Annotated in this window: 13 protein-coding genes; 7 read left to right on the forward strand and 6 right to left on the reverse strand. The window is 64.2% G+C overall.

The window, feature by feature from the left end; genetic code table 11:
* Nucleotides 1-106 precede the first annotated feature (106 nt).
* Nucleotides 107-829: an SOS response-associated peptidase gene (locus B0G81_RS19565; protein WP_134138054.1), complete on the forward strand. Its 723-nt coding sequence runs from the start codon at nucleotides 107-109 to the stop codon at nucleotides 827-829.
* 173 nt (nucleotides 830-1,002) lie between these two features.
* Here the strand turns inward: B0G81_RS19565 and B0G81_RS43730 are convergent, their stop codons facing one another.
* Both B0G81_RS43730 and B0G81_RS19570 read right to left on the reverse strand, forming a co-directional pair.
* On the reverse strand, nucleotides 1,003-1,161 hold the full coding sequence (locus B0G81_RS43730; protein ID WP_166679038.1) for a hypothetical protein: 159 nt from the start codon (nucleotides 1,159-1,161) through the stop codon (nucleotides 1,003-1,005).
* A 227-nt stretch (nucleotides 1,162-1,388) separates the two neighbouring features.
* Entirely contained in the window at nucleotides 1,389-2,327 is a 939-nt protein-coding gene (locus tag B0G81_RS19570; protein ID WP_106286393.1) for a LysR family transcriptional regulator, read from the reverse strand.
* A gap of 155 nt (nucleotides 2,328-2,482) precedes the next feature.
* On the opposite strand from B0G81_RS19570, the gene B0G81_RS19575 reads away from it, so the two are divergent.
* The 4 genes from B0G81_RS19575 to B0G81_RS19590 are packed head-to-tail and all read left to right on the forward strand — an operon-like array spanning nucleotide 2,483 to nucleotide 7,523.
* Entirely contained in the window at nucleotides 2,483-4,222 is a 1,740-nt protein-coding gene (locus B0G81_RS19575; protein WP_134138055.1) for an efflux transporter outer membrane subunit, read from the forward strand.
* A gap of 2 nt (nucleotides 4,223-4,224) precedes the next feature.
* The gene (locus tag B0G81_RS19580) at nucleotides 4,225-6,444 is read left to right on the forward strand and encodes an FUSC family protein (RefSeq protein ID WP_134138056.1); all 2,220 of its coding nucleotides are present in this window, start codon (nucleotides 4,225-4,227) and stop codon (nucleotides 6,442-6,444) included.
* Entirely contained in the window at nucleotides 6,434-6,634 is a 201-nt protein-coding gene (locus tag B0G81_RS19585) for a DUF1656 domain-containing protein (RefSeq protein WP_106286390.1), read from the forward strand. Before B0G81_RS19580 ends, B0G81_RS19585 begins: the two co-directional genes overlap by 11 nt.
* Before the next feature lie 13 nt (nucleotides 6,635-6,647).
* Complete coding sequence (locus B0G81_RS19590) at nucleotides 6,648-7,523, forward strand: HlyD family secretion protein (RefSeq protein ID WP_106286389.1); 876 nt, start codon at nucleotides 6,648-6,650, stop codon at nucleotides 7,521-7,523.
* A gap of 223 nt (nucleotides 7,524-7,746) precedes the next feature.
* On the opposite strand, the gene B0G81_RS43735 is transcribed toward B0G81_RS19590, so the two are convergent.
* Entirely contained in the window at nucleotides 7,747-7,902 is a 156-nt protein-coding gene (locus B0G81_RS43735; RefSeq protein WP_166679039.1) for a hypothetical protein, read from the reverse strand.
* A 360-nt stretch (nucleotides 7,903-8,262) separates the two neighbouring features.
* Nucleotides 8,263-9,936, reverse strand: a complete 1,674-nt coding sequence (locus B0G81_RS19595; RefSeq protein WP_116117830.1) for a methyl-accepting chemotaxis protein — start codon at nucleotides 9,934-9,936, stop codon at nucleotides 8,263-8,265.
* A gap of 502 nt (nucleotides 9,937-10,438) precedes the next feature.
* Here B0G81_RS19595 and B0G81_RS19600 point away from each other — a divergent pair.
* Both B0G81_RS19600 and B0G81_RS19605 read left to right on the forward strand, forming a co-directional pair.
* The gene (locus B0G81_RS19600) at nucleotides 10,439-11,713 is read left to right on the forward strand and encodes an MFS transporter (RefSeq protein ID WP_134138057.1); all 1,275 of its coding nucleotides are present in this window, start codon (nucleotides 10,439-10,441) and stop codon (nucleotides 11,711-11,713) included.
* A 267-nt stretch (nucleotides 11,714-11,980) separates the two neighbouring features.
* Complete coding sequence (locus B0G81_RS19605) at nucleotides 11,981-13,885, forward strand: propionate--CoA ligase (RefSeq protein WP_134138058.1); 1,905 nt, start codon at nucleotides 11,981-11,983, stop codon at nucleotides 13,883-13,885.
* Between the two features lie 75 nt (nucleotides 13,886-13,960).
* On the opposite strand, the gene B0G81_RS19610 is transcribed toward B0G81_RS19605, so the two are convergent.
* Both B0G81_RS19610 and B0G81_RS19615 read right to left on the reverse strand, forming a co-directional pair.
* Entirely contained in the window at nucleotides 13,961-14,947 is a 987-nt protein-coding gene (locus B0G81_RS19610; protein WP_134138059.1) for a 5'-methylthioadenosine/adenosylhomocysteine nucleosidase, read from the reverse strand.
* Nucleotides 14,944-17,295 (reverse strand): UvrD-helicase domain-containing protein, encoded by a 2,352-nt coding sequence (locus B0G81_RS19615; RefSeq protein ID WP_134138060.1) that lies wholly within the window; start codon nucleotides 17,293-17,295, stop codon nucleotides 14,944-14,946. Before B0G81_RS19615 ends, B0G81_RS19610 begins: the two co-directional genes overlap by 4 nt.
* Nucleotides 17,296-17,350 lie beyond the last annotated feature (55 nt).

Here is a 17,350-nt window from a genome sequence, read left to right on the forward strand (position 1 = left end):
GAATAGCGCGCCCGCACAGCACGCACTACGCTGTCGTAGGTTGTCGAATCGCGGTTATCCAGCCGCGGTGATCGAAACCCAGGCCGGTCGTCCCCGGAGGTCGCTCATGTGTGGTCGAATCAGCCAGTATCGCGAGCCGCGTTTCTACGCCGAGCACCTCGGCCTCGCCGACCCGCTCATGCTCTTCGATTCCGCCGACCGCCGTCCCGGCTACAACCTCGCGCCCGGCACCCACCCGCTCGCCATCTACCCGGATCAAACGGTGCACGCGATCCACTGGGGTTATTGCCCTGACTGGGCGCGCGAACAGCATCTGCCGCAGACGATCAATGCACGCGCCGACGCGGCGCCGAACGGGCGCTACTTCAAGGGGCTGTGGAAAACCGGACGGGTATTGGTGCCGGCAGACGGCTGGTTCGAGTGGCGCATGGAAACCGCGGCCGTGTCCACCATCGAGGATCGTAAGGACAGACCAGACGAGCCGTCAGGCCGCCAGCCCTACTTCGTGCATTTGAAGAGCGACGCGCCCATGTATCTCGCGGCGCTCTCAAGCGTGCGCGGCACTGAACCGCAAACGGAAGGCATGGGGATGGTGATCGTGACGGCCGTCGCCGACGCGGGCCTCGTCGATGTGCACGACCGCCGTCCGCTGGCATTCGCACCGGACGCGGCGCGCCACTGGCTAGACCCTGAATTGGCGCTCGATGAACTTGAGCAGTTGACGCGCACCGCCGGCATCGCCGCCGCGCGCTTTCGTTGGCATAGAGTGAGCCACGAAGTGGACCGCACGCTGAACGACGAGCCGGGTCTGATCGCAGCAGTAAGCTGAATTTGAGCGCCTGATAGGGGCGCGGAAGGCGGGTGAACCACGGCGGGTCAAGGCTTAAGCGCCCAATCGCCGTACACAGAACTCAACGTAAGCGAGGGACGTGAGCCCGCGTCACCCCCAATACCCCAAGGACAAAAAACAGGCTGCCCGCTAGCGAGGCGCTGCGTCGAATCTCAACGATCGCGCCGCTGCCCCTGCAAATCCGGGCGTTCGACCTTGACCGGCACCAGTTGCGGCTGCTGTTCGCGCAGCCGGCGCAGCAAATCGCGCGACGCGGCAATCCCGATCAAGCCAAACATGACGGCCACGCCGATCATCAGATGCGTATCCATGAATCCCTCGTCCTTCTGTCGTTGCGATTTGTAGCGATTTGCCGAACGGCGGCGAATTCAACGCGTCCGGTGCGCGAGGTGCAGGACCACAGCGCATAAGCGACACGTTAGCAAATCGACCGCGCGGCAGAAGTAAGGAAATGTTGCGACGCGGCAGTTATGTAACAGGCGCTCGCGCCAACTCCGGCGACCGTCGACAATCCTCGGAACCCTCGCGCGGCGAGGCTTCAGGTCCGCGCGAACTCGCGCAACTCCTCCTGGTCGGCGGCCAGCGTGGCGGGCAATTCGTCGCGCAGGAATTCGACCCACGTGCGAATCTTGGCGTCCAGGTACTGCCGCGACGGGTACAACGCGTACAGATTCATTTCCTGCGACGTGTATTCCGGCAGCAGCCAAACGAGTTCGCCCTTTCGCAAACCACTGATCGCCGAGTAGATCGGAATCAGCCCGACGCCCATGCCGCTCGACACGGCGACCGCCATGGCTTCGGCCACGTTCACCTGAAACGTGGTCGCGCCAAGGGCGATGGTTTCCTCACCGTTCGGGCCGTCGAAAGTCCACTTGTCGGTCGGGAACACCGGCGTGACCATTTGCAGACACGCGTGGCGCGAGAGGTCCGCCGGCGTTTGCGGCACGCCGTGCCGCTCCAGATAGGCAGGCGACGCGCAAGCAATGCTGAACGCGCTACCGAGCCTTTGCGACACCAGCCCCGAATCCGGCAGACCGGTGGCGAGCGTGAGCGATACGTCGAAGCCTTCGTCGAGCAGATCGGGCATGCGCTGCGCCAGCGTCAATTCGATTTGCACGTCCGGGTAACGGTCCTGATAGCGGCCGACGGCCGGCACCACATAGTGCTGGCCGAAGCTCGTCATGGCGTGGACCTTCAGCTTGCCGGACGGGCGGGCGTGGGCGTCGCTCGCCTCGGCTTCCGCCTGGTCCACGTACGCGAGGATCTGCTCGCAGCGTTGCAGGTAGCGCTCGCCGGCCTCGGTCAACGCGATGCGGCGCGTGGTGCGGTTCAACAAGCGCGTGCGCAGATGCGCTTCCAGATCGGACACCGCGCGCGACGCGTAGGCCGTGGTCGTATTCAGATGCTGCGCGGCGCCCGTGAAGCTGCCCGCTTCGACGACACGGACAAATACGCGCATGTTTTGAAGCGTATCCATAACTTTCCCTTGTATCCGGAAGCGATTGTTACACGATTCGCAAAGGCGATTGTCTCATATCTCGTAAAAATGCCTTGCATCTTTACCGGTTATTCCCCAATCAATCAAAAAATATAATGACGCACATGCTTCTATAGTCAATTTTGGAGGAAATCGTGCAGTCTCCGGTACAGAAAGGGATCGCCGCAGCCGCGGTTCTTACGATCCTATTAACAATCGCCGGCTGTGCAAGTACCGGAGGCGTCGCGCCGCAGGCCAGCGGAATCGAACCCGCTTCGCTCGACGCGGGCAACGCGATCCGCGCCGCCAATGCGGACGCCCAATGGCCCGCGGTCGACTGGTGGCGCGCCTATAACGATCCGCAACTGAACCAGTGGATCGAAGAGGCGCAAACGGGCAACCCCAGCCTCGCCGCCGCCCAGGCGCGCGTGCGCGAAGCCATGTCGATGGCCGGCGTAGCCCGCTCGGCGCTGTCGCCGCAAGTCAACGGCAGCCTGTCGATCCAGCGCCAGAAGTGGGCCGACAATCTTTACTACGGCCCGGGCCCGCTGGCCGGCGAGCAATCGTGGAACAACACTGGCACGCTCGGCCTGTCGTATCACCTCGACATCTGGGGCAAGGACAAGAACGCCGCCGAGCGCGCTCTCGACGCCGCGCACGCGAGTTCGGCGGATGCGCGCGCTGCCCAGCTCGAACTGGAAGGCAACGTGGTGCGCACCTATATCGAGATGTCGCTGAACTACGCGCTGCTCGACATCGCCAAAGCCACCTTGCAGCAACAGCAGCAGATCGTGGATCTGGCCAACCGGCGTCTGAAAGGCGGCATCGGCACGCAGCTCGAAGTGAGCCAGGCCGAAACGCCGCTGCCGGAATACGAACGCCAGATCGACGAAATCGAAGAAAAGATCGCGCTCGGCCGCAACCAGCTGGCCGCGCTGGCCGGCAAGGGTCCGGGCGCGGGCGATTCGATCCAGCGCCCGAGCCTGTCGCTCGAGATGGGGCCTGCCGGCCTGCCGAGCGCGTTACCCGCGGACCTGATCGGCCATCGGCCGGACGTGGTCGCGGCGCGCTGGACGGTCGCGGCGCAAGCGCGCGGCATCGATGTCGCCAAGGCGGACTTCTACCCGGACATCAACCTGCTGGCGTCGATCGGCGGTTATGCGGCGATGGGGCCGCTGTTCCAGTTCCTGAAGAGTCCGTCGCATAGCTGGAGCGCGGGGCCGGCGCTGTCGCTGCCGATCCTCGATGGCGGACGGCTGCGTTCGCAACTCGGCGCGGCGTCGGCGGGCTATGACGAAGCCGTCGAGAGCTATAACCAGTCGATTGTCGGCGCGCTCAAGGACATTTCCGATCAGGTGATCCGCATCCGTTCGCTCGCCACGCAGGCCGAGGATGCCGACCGTTCGGTCGCGGCGGCGCGCAAGAATTACGATTTGTCGCGCGAAGGATATCGGCGCGGCCTGACCGATTATCTGAACGTGCTGATCGCGCAGAACCAGTTGCTGCGCGCGCAGGAAGGCGTGGCGAAGATTCAGGCCGAGCGGCTGGGCGCGCATGCGTCGCTGGTGACGGCGTTGGGCGGGGGACTCGACGACCCGGCTAACGGTCCGCAGGCGAATGAGACGCTGGCGGCGCATGGGAAGGGGAAAGTGGCAGCGGGTTCGGCCGTTGGCGTTTTGCCGGCGAACACGTCGGCGAGTTCGGGTGCCGGATCGAAGTCGTCGAACGGGGCGGTGAAGTCGAGCGCTGGGTCAATGTCGGCGAATGCGGCGGCGAACTCGAACACTCTGTCCACGTCGCCAACGACATCGGCGAATTCGCGCGCTGGATCGACACCCGCAAACGCGTCGGCGAGCACTAACGCTGCTGCCCGGTCGGCCAAGTCAGGAAGCTGATCATGTCCGCCTCCCCTGCTTCCGCGTCGCGGTCGGCGTTTACAGCGAAGTTCGCCGCGTTCTACGCGGCCGCCGCCGACTGGGCCCGCAACGACGGCCTCACGTGGATCTACCTCTTCAAAGCGCTCGCCGCCTGCTTCCTCGCGCTCGGCGTCGCAATGAAGCTCGACCTGCCGCAGCCGCGCACCGCGATGACCACCGTATTCATCGTGATGCAGCCGCAAAGCGGCATGGTGTTCGCCAAAAGCTTCTACCGGATCTGCGGCACGCTCGTCGGTCTCGTCGTGATGCTCGCGTTGATCGGCCTGTTCGCGCAGCAGCCCGAACTGTTCATCGTCACGACCGCCATCTGGGTCGGCATTTGCACCGCCGGCGCCGCACGCAACCGCAACTTCCGCTCGTACGGTTTCGTGCTGGCCGGCTATACCGCCGCGCTGATCGGCATTCCCGCCTCGCAACATCCGGACGGCGCGTTTCTGAGCGCCCTCACGCGGGTGGCGGAAGTGGTGGTCGGCATCGTCTGCGCGGGCGCGGTGAGCGGCCTCGTGTTTCCGCAGTACGCCGGCTTGCAGATCCGCGGCACCGTGCGCGCGCGGTTCTCGGCGTTCGTCGAGTATGTGTCGGCGTCGCTTGCCGGCCGCAACGACCGCGCGCAGATCGAAGCGACCAACGCGCGCTTTGTCGCCGACATCGTCGGTTTCGAAGCGGCGCGCAGCGTGGCCGTGTTCGAAGGCCCCACTTCGCGCATGCGCGGCGGCCGTCTCGCGCGTCTGAACAGCGAGTTCATGACCGCGTCGACGCGCTTTCACGCGCTGCATCAGTTGATGAACCGCTTGCGCAACACGAACACCAGCGGCGCGGCCACCGCGATCGACGCGCTCGAGCCGTACTTCAAGGAAATCGCCCCGCTGCTCGCGAAGTCCGGCGAACCCGTGCTGAGCGCCGCCGATGCCGCGCATGCCGCCGCGCAACTCGAAGCCTACAAAGCCGAGTTGCCCAAGCGGGTGCGCGCGACGCGCGCGGAACTGGAAACGCATCCCGAGGCGCCGCTGCTCGACTTCGACACCGGTGCCGAACTGCTGTACCGCTTCATCGACGATCTGCATGCGTACGCGGCCACCTACGCGTCGCTTGCCGTCGATACGCACGAGCGCGAGCGCTGGATCGAGCGTTACGAACCGAAGACGAATGCGATCGCGGCGGGCGTCGCGGGCGTGCGCGCCGCCATCGTGATGATGGCGCTCGGCGCGTTCTGGATCGCGACCGCGTGGCCGAGCGGCTCGACCTTGACGCTGAATGCCGCGGCGATTTGCGCGCTGGCGTCGTCATCGCCGAATCCGAAGCGCACCGCCTTCCAGATGGCCGGCGGCACACTGGTCGCCACGGTGATGGGCATGATCGCGGTGTACGGTGTATTTCCGCACATCGACGGCTTTCCGCTGCTGTGCGCCGCGCTCACGCCGTTCCTGCTGCTCGGCGTGTTCATGACGACGCGTCCCGCGCTGGCCGGCTATGGCGTTGGCTACTGCATCTTCTTCTGCTTTCTTGCCGGACCAGACAACGTGATTCACTACGACCCGAGCGCGTTCATGAACGATGCGATGGCGCTGGTGCTGTCGATGCTGGTGTCGTCGATCGCGTTCGCCGTGCTGCTGCCGCCTTCGACGCCGTGGCTGCGCAACCGCCTGCTGGTGGATCTGCGCCGCCAGGTCGTGCTGGCGAGCCGCGCGGGCCTGCGCCGCGTAAGGTCGCGCTTCGAGAGCGGCGCGCGCGATCTGATGTTCCAGATCAATGCGCTCGCTCAGCACGAGCCCGAACTCAAACGCGACACCTTGCGCTGGCTCTTCTCGGTGCTCGAAGTGGGCAACGCGATGATCGACCTGCGCCGCGAAGTGGCGGCGCTACCCGCCGACGCGCGCTATGCCCGGTCGATGCCGTGGCGTGTCGCGTTGCGTTCAATGCGCGATGCACTGGCCGCGCTCTTCGAGCGGCCGCGTGAAGAGCGCTTCGACCGCGCGCTGGCCGCGACCTCCGATGCCATCGCTGCCGTCCAGCAGATGCTGGCCGCTTTCACGCCGCCGCGTGAAGAGCGGCATCGGCTGCAACGCATTTTGAGTCAACTGCATTTCATTCGTACCGCGCTGCTCGATCCGCAATCGCCGCTTGAACCGCTGATGAGCGGACGTGCCGACGCGTCAGAAGGAGTTCTTCATGCCACGTGATATCGCCGTTTTCGACGCCTACGTGCCGGCCATCGTACTGCTGTTTATCGCAGGCGCCGCGCTCACCTGGATGTTGGACCGCGTGATCGCCTATACGGGTTTGTATCGCGTGGTGTGGCATCCGTCCTTGTTCCGGGCCAGCTTGCTCGTGTGTGTGTGCGGCGTGCTGGGTCTCGCCGTTTATCGTTGATCAGAGTCGAAACATGACCATCCGAAATCTTGTGGGCTTCGTCGCGACAGCCGTCATTTTTATCGTCGCGATTTTGATTGGACGCGTGCTGTGGGTTCATTACATGGATGAACCGTGGACACGCGATGGGCGCGTGCGCGCCGAGATCGTGAATGTCGCGCCGGATGTTTCCGGCGCGGTTGTGGATCTGCCTGTGAAGGACAATCAACTGGTGAAGAAGGGCGATCTGCTGATGCAGATCGATCCGTCGCACTATGAGATTGCGGTTGAGCAGGCGCAGGCTGCGGTGGCGGCGCGAAAGGCCGAATTGCAGATGAAGCGCGATGATGCGCAGCGGCGCGCGGATATGGATGCTTTGGTTGTGTCCAAGGAGAGCCGGGAGAATGCGACTCATACGGCTTCGGCTGCGGAGGCTTCCTATCAGCAAGCTTTGGCGGCTCTGGATGCGGCCAAGTTGAATCTTTCGCGGACGCGGGTGGTGTCGCCGGTTGATGGGTATGTCACCAACCTCAGCGTGTTTCGCGGCGATTATGCGACGGCGGGTTCGGCCAAGCTGGCGATTGTCGATAGTCACTCGTTCTGGGTGTATGGATACTTTGAGGAGACCAAGCTTCCTCATGTGCGGGTCGGGGATAAGGCTGAAGTTCGGTTGATGAGCGGTGGCACGCTGCAAGGGCACGTCGAAAGTATTTCTCGTGGCATCTATGACCGCGACAATCCGGAAAGCCGCGAATTGCTCGCCGATGTGAATCCTACTTTTAATTGGGTGCGGTTGGCGCAGCGCGTGCCTGTGCGGGTTAGGATTGATTCCGTGCCGGAAGATGTTGTGTTGGCTGCCGGGATTACTTGTACTGTTGTTGTTACGCCTGAAGTTCGGAAGGCTGGGTGAGTTGTTCGGATTTCTAAGTGGTTGGCCTTTCCTTGTTTTGCTGGTGGTCTATTAGCGTTGCCCCTGTGCGGGGCGGCACCTACTTCTCTTTGCCGCCGCAAAGAGAAGTAGGCAAGAGAAAGCGGCTCACACCGCTAATTCTTAAGCGGGTCTCTCGCGCAGTTGCGGTAGTGGCGCATCTGGAATCCGTGTTCTCGCACACTCCGCGTAAGTGACAAAGCCGTCATTCTTCCGGCGGCGCTGCGCGCGCCGTCGTGGTCGTTCGGCACGCAATCGCACTGGCTATTTTCGGATTTTCAATAGTTTGCGATCCGAAATTTAAGATGCTGAACGGCAGGCTAAAGCCATGCAGAAAATTCGGCAGCTCGTCTTCTTTCACCCACCAAAACCAGGGCAAAGCTGATAGCCCCACAGCGCGCATGCGCACCCACTGGTTTTCAGGCAGACCGCTCCGACTAGCGCGCAGCGCGAGGCGGGAAGAATGAGTCCCTTGTCACTTACGCGGAGTGTGCGAGAACACGGATTCCAGATGCGCCACTACCGCGACTGCGCGAGAGACCCGCTTAAGAATTAGCGGTGTGAGCCGCTTTCTCTTGCCTACTTCTCTTTGCGGCGGCAAAGAGAAGTAGGTGCCGCCCCGCACAGGGGCAACGCTAATAGACCACCAGCAAAACAAGGAAAGGCCAACACCCTAAGCATCCCAAAACAATCCCACCCGCCAAGGCAAAAACCCCCAAACTCACAACCTGAACTTCCCGACCATCGCCTTCAGACCTCGCGCCTGATCGTCCAACGACCTGGCCGCCGCCGTCGCCTGCTCCACCAACGCCGCGTTCTGCTGCGTCCCGGAATCCATCTGCGTCACGGCAAGGTTGATCTCTTCGATCCCCGCGCTTTGCTCGGAAGAAGCCGCCGAAATCTCGCCCATGATGTCGGTCACGCGCTTCACCGCCTTGACCACTTCGTCCATGGTTTGTCCGGCGTCCTGAGCCAGGGTCGAGCCATTGCTCACGCGCTCCACAGAAGTACTGATCAAGCCTTTGATCTCCTTGGCAGCCGCAGCGCTCCGCTGAGCCAGATTCCGCACCTCGGCAGCGACAACAGAAAATCCCCGCCCTTCCTCACCCGCCCGCGCAGCCTCGACCGCCGCGTTCAGCGCCAGAATATTGGTCTGAAACGCAATCCCTTCGATCACCCCAATGATGTCGCCGATACTGCGCGCGCTATCGTTGATATCGTTCATCGTCGCGACCACGCGGCTCACCACCGCGCCGCCCTTCTCCGCGATCTCCGACGCGTTGTTGGCCAGCGTGCTCGCCTGCTTCGCGTTATCGGCGTTCTGGCGCACCGTCGACGTCAACTGCTCCATACTGCTAGCCGTGCGCTCGAGTGCCATCGCCTGCTGCTCCGTGCGCTGCGACAGGTCGAGATTACCCATCGAAATCTCACCCGATGCCGTCGCAATCGCGTCCGCGCTCGACGCGATGTCGGCGACTGTGGTCGCGAGCCCACTTTGCATGTCGTGCAGCGCGAACAGCATGCTCGACTTGTCCTTGCGACCGAGCGCGATCTCGATCGACAGATCACCCGCCGCGATCCGGCTGGCAATTTCCTTCGCATACGCCGGCTCGCCGCCGAGCTGACCGGCGAGGCGCCGGACCACCCACTCGCTGATGCCGAACGCGAGCACGATCAGACCAAGCGTCGCCACCGCGATCATCACGAACGACGAGTGGTAAATAAATCCCGACGCCTCGATGGTCGCCTTGGCCGCCGTGCCGCGCTGCGCGACGAGGTCGTCGACCATTTTTTCCAGCTTGCCGGTTTCGACCAGCATCGACACGTCCTGCGTGCCGACCTGCCAGTTCATCTGCGAGAGATCGAGCGGCTGCGCTTTCACGAGCGTCACGAAGTCGCGCAGATGCGCACTCCACACCGTCACGGCAGCGGCAAATTTCTTCTGCTGATCGACGGCCTTCGCGTCGGACGTGTCGACGTACTGTTGCAGCGTGCCGAGTTGCGCGGCGAGACCGCTCAGGCCCGCTTCGATGTCGGTGCCGAGTTCATCGCGCTCTTTCGCGGTGGTCGCGGTGAGCAGCATTTTTTGAGCGCGGCTCGCACGTAGCATGTAGCCGCGCGCTTCTTCCGCGGCGCGGCTGGCGACGTGCCCCTGATCGTAGATGGATTGAGCGGACGCATTCAGACGGCTGATCTGGGTCAGCGAGAACACGCCGATCAGCAGCGTACCGACCAGCAGCACGGCAAACGCGAGGCGCAACATCGCCTTCACCGACAAACCCTTGAGCCTTACCGCCCGCGAGCGGCTGCTCTGGCCACGCGGCGGCTGGCCCGCCGCTTCTCCTTCCGCAACGAATCCCGCACCCGTCTGGCTGCCCAGCGAAACTGCTTTCATATTCCCCGTCCCCACGTTTAGAACTGCCGGAAAGGTCGGTTCCGGCATTGCTTCTTATCTCTCCGGGTCTACGGCAAGAACGCCCGCGATCTTTAACGTCGCTCGCGAAATGCCGGCCGGCTTTCGCCGCAAGTGTCGCCCGGTCCTCGACGCGCCGCTTTGTGAGCCGCGCGCCCGCGACCGTTTTATACATGGCCAAAAATCGCCGGTCGGCATATATCAGCCGACTTGCCAGCAGCGCGCGATCATGGCAGCACGCGCGTGCCCGGCACCGTCGAGGTGCGCGCGGTTCCCAGTTTCGGCGCACAGTCTCTGGCCCTTATCAGCAGCGCGTGTCCGATTCGCGACAAAACTTGTCCTTACAATTCGGTCAGGCCACATTAAACTTCGACGAATAGTTGCCGACGCAAAACACCGCGTCGAAATGCCGCAGCGTTGAAAAGCTTGCTTAAACAGCGCCTTGGCGGCTTCAGATCTCTCTTTGTTCTCACTTATCTAGCGTATGGAAACGAGCCTCGATAAAAGCGCCCTCGCCGGCGCGCCAGCCGTAGCTGGCCAAGCAACAGGGACCGGCGCGGGCAGCACCGCGCAACCCGCCGCCAAGGTGCAGCGCACGGTCTACTCCGTGCTCGGCGCGATCAGCTTCTCGCACCTGCTCAACGACATGATCCAGTCGTTGATTCTGGCGATCTACCCGATGCTGAAAGACAACTTCTCATTGTCGTTCGGCCAGATCGGCCTGATCACGCTGACCTATCAGATCACCGCGTCGCTGCTGCAACCGCTCGTCGGCAGTTACACGGACAAGCATCCGAAGCCTTATTCCCTGCCCGTCGGCATGGGCTTCACGCTCGCGGGTCTGCTGCTGATGTCGGTCGCGCCCAGCTTCGGCGTGCTGCTGGTGGCGGCCGCGCTGGTCGGCTGCGGTTCGTCGGTGTTCCATCCGGAATCGTCGCGGGTCGCGCGCATGGCGTCGGGCGGCCGTCACGGGCTCGCACAGTCGCTGTTTCAGGTGGGCGGCAACGCGGGTTCGTCGCTCGGGCCGCTGCTCGCCGCATTGATCGTGATTCCGCACGGCCAGCGCAGCATCGCGTGGTTTTCGGTGGCGGCGCTCGTTGCGATCGTCGTGCTGACGCAGATCGGCCGCTGGTACAAGGCACATCCCTCGGTGAAGAAGGCGCGCAGCGTCGCCGGTCACGCCACGCTCTCGCGCAACAAGGTCATGTTCGCGATGGGCGTGCTGATCCTGCTGGTGTTCTCGAAGTACTTCTACCTGGCGAGCATCAACAGCTACTTCACGTTCTATCTGATCGACAAGTTCCATCTGCCGGTGCAGGCCGCGCAAGTGCATCTGTTCGTGTTCCTCGCGGCTGTCGCGGCGGGCACGGTGATCGGCGGTCCGATCGGCGACAAGATCGGTCGCAAGTACGTGATCTGGGTGTCGATCCTCGGCGTGGCGCCGTTCACGCTGCTGTTGCCGTATGCCAATCTGTTCTGGACCGGCGTGCTGACGGTGATCATCGGGGTGGTGCTGGCCTCGGCGTTCTCGGCGATCCTCGTGTATGCGCAGGAGTTGATCCCCGGCAAGGTGGGCATGGTCGCGGGCCTCTTCTTCGGCTTCGCGTTCGGCATGGGCGGGATCGGCGCGGCGGTGCTCGGGCAACTGGCCGATGCCACCAGCATCACATACGTCTACAAGGTCTGCTCGTTCCTACCGCTGATCGGCGTGCTAACGGTGTTCCTGCCGGATGTGGAAGGCAAGCGCGCGAAGGCGTGAGGGCCGACTGACCGCAGGTCTGGTGAAAAAAGGCGCTTCGGCGCCTTTTTCTTTGTCTGTACGAGAGGCCGGCGACCATGGCGCACTGTCGGAAGCGCGACTCTTCACCACTCCGACACCACTCCGCACCGCTCATGGTGAACCCGCGTTGTCCGCCGAGCCACGCCTGCTCTATGCTTGTGCGGATACACGCCCTGCTCTCGCGCCGCGCCACACGGCCGCACGACCCGACATCCGTTCACCCACGCAGCAGAAGGATCGCCGCAGATGACAAGCTATCGCGACTTCCACCGCCGTTCGATCGAAGACCCGGAAGGATTCTGGCGCGACGAAGCGCGGCGCATCCATTGGCACACGCCGTTCGACACCGTGCTCGACCGTTCGAATCCGCCGTTCGCGCGCTGGTTTGTCGGCGGCCGCACGAACCTGTGCCATAACACGGTGGACCGCCATCTGGCTGAGCGCGCGCAGCAGAACGCGCTGGTGTATGTGTCGACGGAAACCGGCATCGAGCGGCGCTACACCTACGCCGAACTGTACGGCGAGGTCAACCGGATGGCGGCGGTCATGCGCTCGCTCGGCGTGAAGCGCGGCGACGTGGTGCTGCTCTATCTGCCGATGATCCCCGAGGCCCTGTTCGCGATGCTCGCCTGCGCGCGGCTCGGCGCGATTCACTCGGTGGTGTTCGGCGGCTTCGCGGCGCCGAATCTCGCGGCCCGCATCGACGACGCGAAGCCGGTGCTGATCGTCACCGCCGACGCCGGCGCGCGCGGCGGCAAGGTGATCGACTACACGCCGCTGATGGACGAAGCGCTCGCCCGCGCGAAACACAAGACGCCGCATGTCCTGCTGATCGACCGGCAACTCGCGCCCGAGCGGCTCAATGCCAGTTATCTCGTCCCCTACGAACCGTTGCGCGAGCAGTTTTTCGACGCCCATGTGCCGTGCGAGTGGCTCGAATCGAACGAGCCGTCCTATGTGCTGTACACGTCGGGCACGACCGGCAAACCGAAGGGCGTGCAACGCGATGTCGGCGGCTACGCAGTCGCGCTGGCGGCGTCGATGGAGCACATCTTTCAGGGCAAGCCGGGCGACGTGATGTTCACCGCGTCGGACGTGGGCTGGGTGGTCGGCCACAGCTATATCGTCTACGCGCCGTTGCTCGCGGGCCTCACCACCGTGATGTACGAAGGTACGCCGATCCGTCCGGACGGCGGCATCTGGTGGCGTCTCGTCGCCCATCACCGGATCAATCTGATGTTCACCGCGCCGACCGCCTTGCGCGTGCTGAAGAAGCAGGATCCGGCGCTGCTGAAGCAAGCCGACCTGACGAGCCTGCGCGCGCTTTTCCTCGCCGGCGAGCCGCTCGATGAACCGACCGCCGCCTGGATCGCCGGCGCGCTCGGCAAGCCGGTGATCGACAACTACTGGCAGACCGAAACCGGTTGGCCGATGCTGGCGATTCCGCGCGGCGTCGAAGAACTGCCGACCAGGCTTGGCTCGCCCGGCGTGCCGTCGGCGGGATTCAATCTGACCCTGCGCAACGAGTTAAGCGGCGAGCCCTGCCCGCCCGGCGAAAAGGGGGTGCTGACGCTAGACTATCCGCTGCCGCCGGGTTGCATGTCGACGGTATGGGGCGATGACGAACGCTTCGTCAGCACGTACTGGTCGAGCATTCCGAACCAGCAGGTCTATTCGACCTTCGACTGGGGCGTGCAGGACGAAGACGGCTACGTGACGATCCTCGGCCGTACCGACGACGTGATCAACGTCGCCGGCCACCGGCTCGGCACGCGCGAGATCGAGGAAGCGCTGTCGAGCCACGCGGCCGTCGCGGAAGTGGCGGTGGTCGGCGTAACGGATCCGGTGAAGGGTCAGGCGGCGATGGCCTTCGTGGTGCTGCGTGACGCGCAGGCTTACGCGGACACGAAAAAGCGCGGCAAACTGGAAAGCGAACTTACGACGACGGTAGACCGCCAGCTTGGCGCGATTGCGCGGCCGTCGCGGGTCGTGGTGGTGTCGATGCTGCCGAAGACACGCTCCGGCAAGCTGCTGCGCCGTGCGATCGCGGCGCTCGCCGAGGGACGCGAGCCGGGCGATCTGCCGACAATCGAAGATCCGGCGGCGTTGCAGCAGGTGCGCGAGGCGCTGGACGACGCCGGGGGGAAATAGCTTGCAAGGGCTGCGGCGGTGGCTGAAGCGCGGGTTGCTATCAATGCGTCGACATGCGCGCCGCGACGCCGGCCGTCAGATCGTCGAACTGCGTGCTTCTAAAAACCGCGTCAGGATCGCGTTCGAATACGTGCCCGCGATCGCCGTGAGAAACGACACGAAAGACTCGGGCGCGTGATCGTCGGCGGTATCGGAAACGGTACGCACGACCGCGCACGGCACGCCGTATTCGTAACAGACCTGCGCGATCGCCGCGCCTTCCATTTCCACGGCGAGCGCATCCGGCAACGCCTCGCGCAAGGCCTGAACGCCCGCGGCGCTGGCCACGAACTGATCGCCGCTGATGATCAACCCGCGATGCACGCGCGGCTCGCGCGTGCCGAAACGCGCCGCCGAGGCCGCGCCCTCTTCCGCGACGAACCGCTCGCAGGCCGCGGCGAGTTGATCGGCGAGCGTCACATCGGCGTCGAAGCGCGAGATGCCCAGCAACGGCACTTCGAAACGCGGAAACAGCGGCGATGCGTCGAGATCGTGCTGCAGCAACGCGTCGGCGACCACGATGTCGCCGACCCGCACCTCGCGCCCCACGCCGCCGGCCACGCCCGTGAAGACGATCGCCTCGACGTCGAATGCATGGATCAGCGCGCTGACCGTGGCCGCCGCCGCGACCTTGCCGACGCGTGCCAGCGTTACGACACACGGCGCGCCGTGGACACTGCCCAGGTGATAGTCGCGCTGACCGTGCGTGATCGTGCGCACGCCGGACTCGGCGCGCATTGCTTCGATCAGATCGCCGAGTTCTTGCGGCAGCGCCGCCAGAATCCCGAGCGGCCGATGCGAAACCGGCGCGCCGCTGCGGTTCGGATCGATCGCGGACAGGCTTGCGGCTGACGAGTCACCCACAACCGCTGGCATGCCGGCAGCTTCCACGCCGTGAGCCTCGACGCCCACCGTTCCAGCGCCATGCGCCTCTTTGCCCGCTGCGTCGACGCCAGATGCCCCGACGCCCGCGCCTGGCGCGTCTGCGCCCGTGCCTGGCGCGTCTGCGCCCGTGCCGCTCATTCCACCGCCTGCAATTTAGCGACCGCGAGCGCCAGCCATTTCTCGCCGTGCCGCTTGAACTTGACCTGTGCTTTCGCGTCGGTGCCGCCGCCTTCGAGCGCCGTGATCGTGCCTTCGCCGAACTTGGTGTGGAACACCTGCTGGCCGACGCGAAAACCCGTTTCCGCCGCACGCTGTTCGTTCGCGAACGCAGGCAACTGCGCGGGCGTGGACGATGCGGGCCCGGTATAACCCGGCCGCGCGAACCAGTCGCGCCCATAACCCGCGTTGTCCGAGCGGCCGCCCCAGCGCGCGCCCGCCTCGACCTTCGGCGTGAGCCACTTGAGCGTTTCCTGCGGCAGTTCGTCGAAGAAACGCGAGCGGATGTTGTAGCGGGTCTGGCCGTGCAGCATGCGGCTCTGCGCGAATGACAGATACAGCCGCTCCTTGGCGCGCGTGATCGCCACGTACATCAGGCGGCGCTCTTCTTCCAGACCGTCCGACTCCATCGCGCTGTTTTCGTGCGGGAACAGCCCCTCTTCCAGACCGGTGATGAACACCGCCGTGAACTCGAGGCCCTTCGCCGCGTGCACCGTCATCAGTTGCACGGCTTCCTGGCCGGCTTGCGCCTGGTTGTCGCCCGCTTCGAGAGATGCGTGCGACAGGAAGCCGGCGAGCGGCGTCATCGTGTCCGGGTTTTGTGCCGGGTCGGCGATGCCGGGCGCGTCGAGCACGACGATATTTGGATCGTGGGTCGCGACAGCCAGTTCAGGCGCGGCGCTCGCGCCCGGACGCAGCGGAATGGAGCGCGCCGGCGTGTCCATGCCGTAGCCCTCTTCGCTGACGAACGCGGCGGCCGCGTTGACCAGTTCCTGCAAGTTCTCCAACCGGTCCTGGCCTTCGCGTTCGTTCTGATAGAACTCCGAGAGACCGCTCGTGCGCACCACGTATTCGACGGTTTCCGGCAGGCTCATCTGCTGCGTTTCCGCGCGCATCTTGCCGATCAGATTGGCGAAGCCCGCGAGGCTCGAACCCGCCTTGCCCGCCACGTACGGAATCGCCGCGGCCATCGAGCAGTTGTACTGACGCGCCGCGTCCGCGAGTTGCTCGATAGAGCGCGCGCCGATGCCGCGCGTCGGAAAATTGACGACACGGGCGAACGCGGTGTCGTCGTTCGGATTGTCGATCAGGCGCAGATAGGCGAGCGCGTGCTTGACTTCCTGGCGCTCGAAAAAGCGCAAGCCGCCGTACACGCGATAAGCAATGCCCGCGTTGACCAGCGTGTGTTCGATCGTGCGCGACTGCGCGTTGCTGCGGTACAGAATCGCCACTTCGCTGCGCGACGTGCCGGTGCTGATCAGCGCCTTGATTTCCTCGACGATCCAGCCGGCTTCCTGCGAATCGGTCGCGGATTCATACACGCGAACCGGTTCACCGTGACCCGCGTCGGTGCGCAGATTCTTGCCCAGACGGCGCGAGTTGTTGGCGATGAGCTGATTCGCCGCGTCGAGAATATGGCCATGCGAGCGGTAGTTCTGCTCGAGCTTGATCAGATGGCGAACATTGAACTCGTGTTCGAAGTCGCGCATGTTGCCGACGTTCGCGCCGCGGAAGGCGTAGATCGACTGGTCGTCGTCGCCGACGGCGAAGATCGAGTTGGTCTGGCCCGCCAGCATCTTCAGCCACGCATATTGCAGCTTGTTGGTGTCCTGGAACTCGTCGACCAGAATGTGCCGGAAGCGCGCCTGGTAGTGGGCGCGCAGCGGCGGATTGTGCGCGAGCAGTTCGTAGCAGCGCAGCAGCAGTTCCGGAAAATCGACCACGCCCTCGCGTTGGCATTGCTGGTCGTAGGCTTCGTAGAGCTCGACGAATTTGCGGTTGAAGTTGTCGGTCGCGTCGACGTCTTTCGGGCGCAGGCCTTGTTCCTTCGCGTTGTTGATGAAGTACTGGAGATTTTTCGCCGGGTACTTTTCGTCGTCGATGTTGAGGCCCTTCATCAGACGCTTGATCGCGGACAGCTGGTCGGCGGTATCGAGAATCTGGAAGGTGGCCGGCAGTCCCGCGTCGCGGTGATGCGCGCGCAGCATGCGGTTACACAGGCCGTGGAAGGTGCCGATCCACATGCCGCGCGTGTCGATCGGCAGAAGCGCCGAGAGGCGCGACATCATTTCGCGGGCGGCTTTGTTGGTGAAGGTCACCGCCAGAATCGTGGCGGGCGATGCCAGGCCGTGCTGGATGAGCCACGCGATGCGGGTGATCAGAACGCGGGTCTTGCCGCTGCCCGCGCCGGCGAGAATGAGGGCGGGCTCGTTGGGGAGCGTGACGGCGGCGTGTTGTTCGGGGTTTAGATTGGCTAGCAGGTCGGGCATTTTTTCGGAAGGGCGGCGGGTCGTTCGACATTATATGCCCCGGACGGGGGGGTGA

It is taken from the genome of Paraburkholderia sp. BL6665CI2N2 (assembly GCF_004366535.1).
GTDB lineage: Bacteria > Pseudomonadota > Gammaproteobacteria > Burkholderiales > Burkholderiaceae > Paraburkholderia.

What these genes read in the sequence shown, in the direction of transcription:
- B0G81_RS19565 (WP_134138054.1), top strand. Translation starts at nt 107, where the DNA reads ATGTGTGGTCGAATCAGCCAGTATCGCGAGCCGCGTTTCTACGCCGAG.
- B0G81_RS43730 (WP_166679038.1), bottom strand. Translation starts at nt 1,161, where the DNA reads ATGGATACGCATCTGATGATCGGCGTGGCCGTCATGTTTGGCTTGATC.
- B0G81_RS19570 (WP_106286393.1), bottom strand. Translation starts at nt 2,327, where the DNA reads ATGGATACGCTTCAAAACATGCGCGTATTTGTCCGTGTCGTCGAAGCG.
- B0G81_RS19580 (WP_134138056.1), top strand. Translation starts at nt 4,225, where the DNA reads ATGTCCGCCTCCCCTGCTTCCGCGTCGCGGTCGGCGTTTACAGCGAAG.
- B0G81_RS19585 (WP_106286390.1), top strand. Translation starts at nt 6,434, where the DNA reads ATGCCACGTGATATCGCCGTTTTCGACGCCTACGTGCCGGCCATCGTA.
- B0G81_RS19590 (WP_106286389.1), top strand. Translation starts at nt 6,648, where the DNA reads ATGACCATCCGAAATCTTGTGGGCTTCGTCGCGACAGCCGTCATTTTT.
- B0G81_RS19595 (WP_116117830.1), bottom strand. Translation starts at nt 9,936, where the DNA reads ATGAAAGCAGTTTCGCTGGGCAGCCAGACGGGTGCGGGATTCGTTGCG.
- B0G81_RS19600 (WP_134138057.1), top strand. Translation starts at nt 10,439, where the DNA reads ATGGAAACGAGCCTCGATAAAAGCGCCCTCGCCGGCGCGCCAGCCGTA.
- B0G81_RS19605 (WP_134138058.1), top strand. Translation starts at nt 11,981, where the DNA reads ATGACAAGCTATCGCGACTTCCACCGCCGTTCGATCGAAGACCCGGAA.
- B0G81_RS19610 (WP_134138059.1), bottom strand. Translation starts at nt 14,947, where the DNA reads ATGAGCGGCACGGGCGCAGACGCGCCAGGCACGGGCGCAGACGCGCCA.
- B0G81_RS19615 (WP_134138060.1), bottom strand. Translation starts at nt 17,295, where the DNA reads ATGCCCGACCTGCTAGCCAATCTAAACCCCGAACAACACGCCGCCGTC.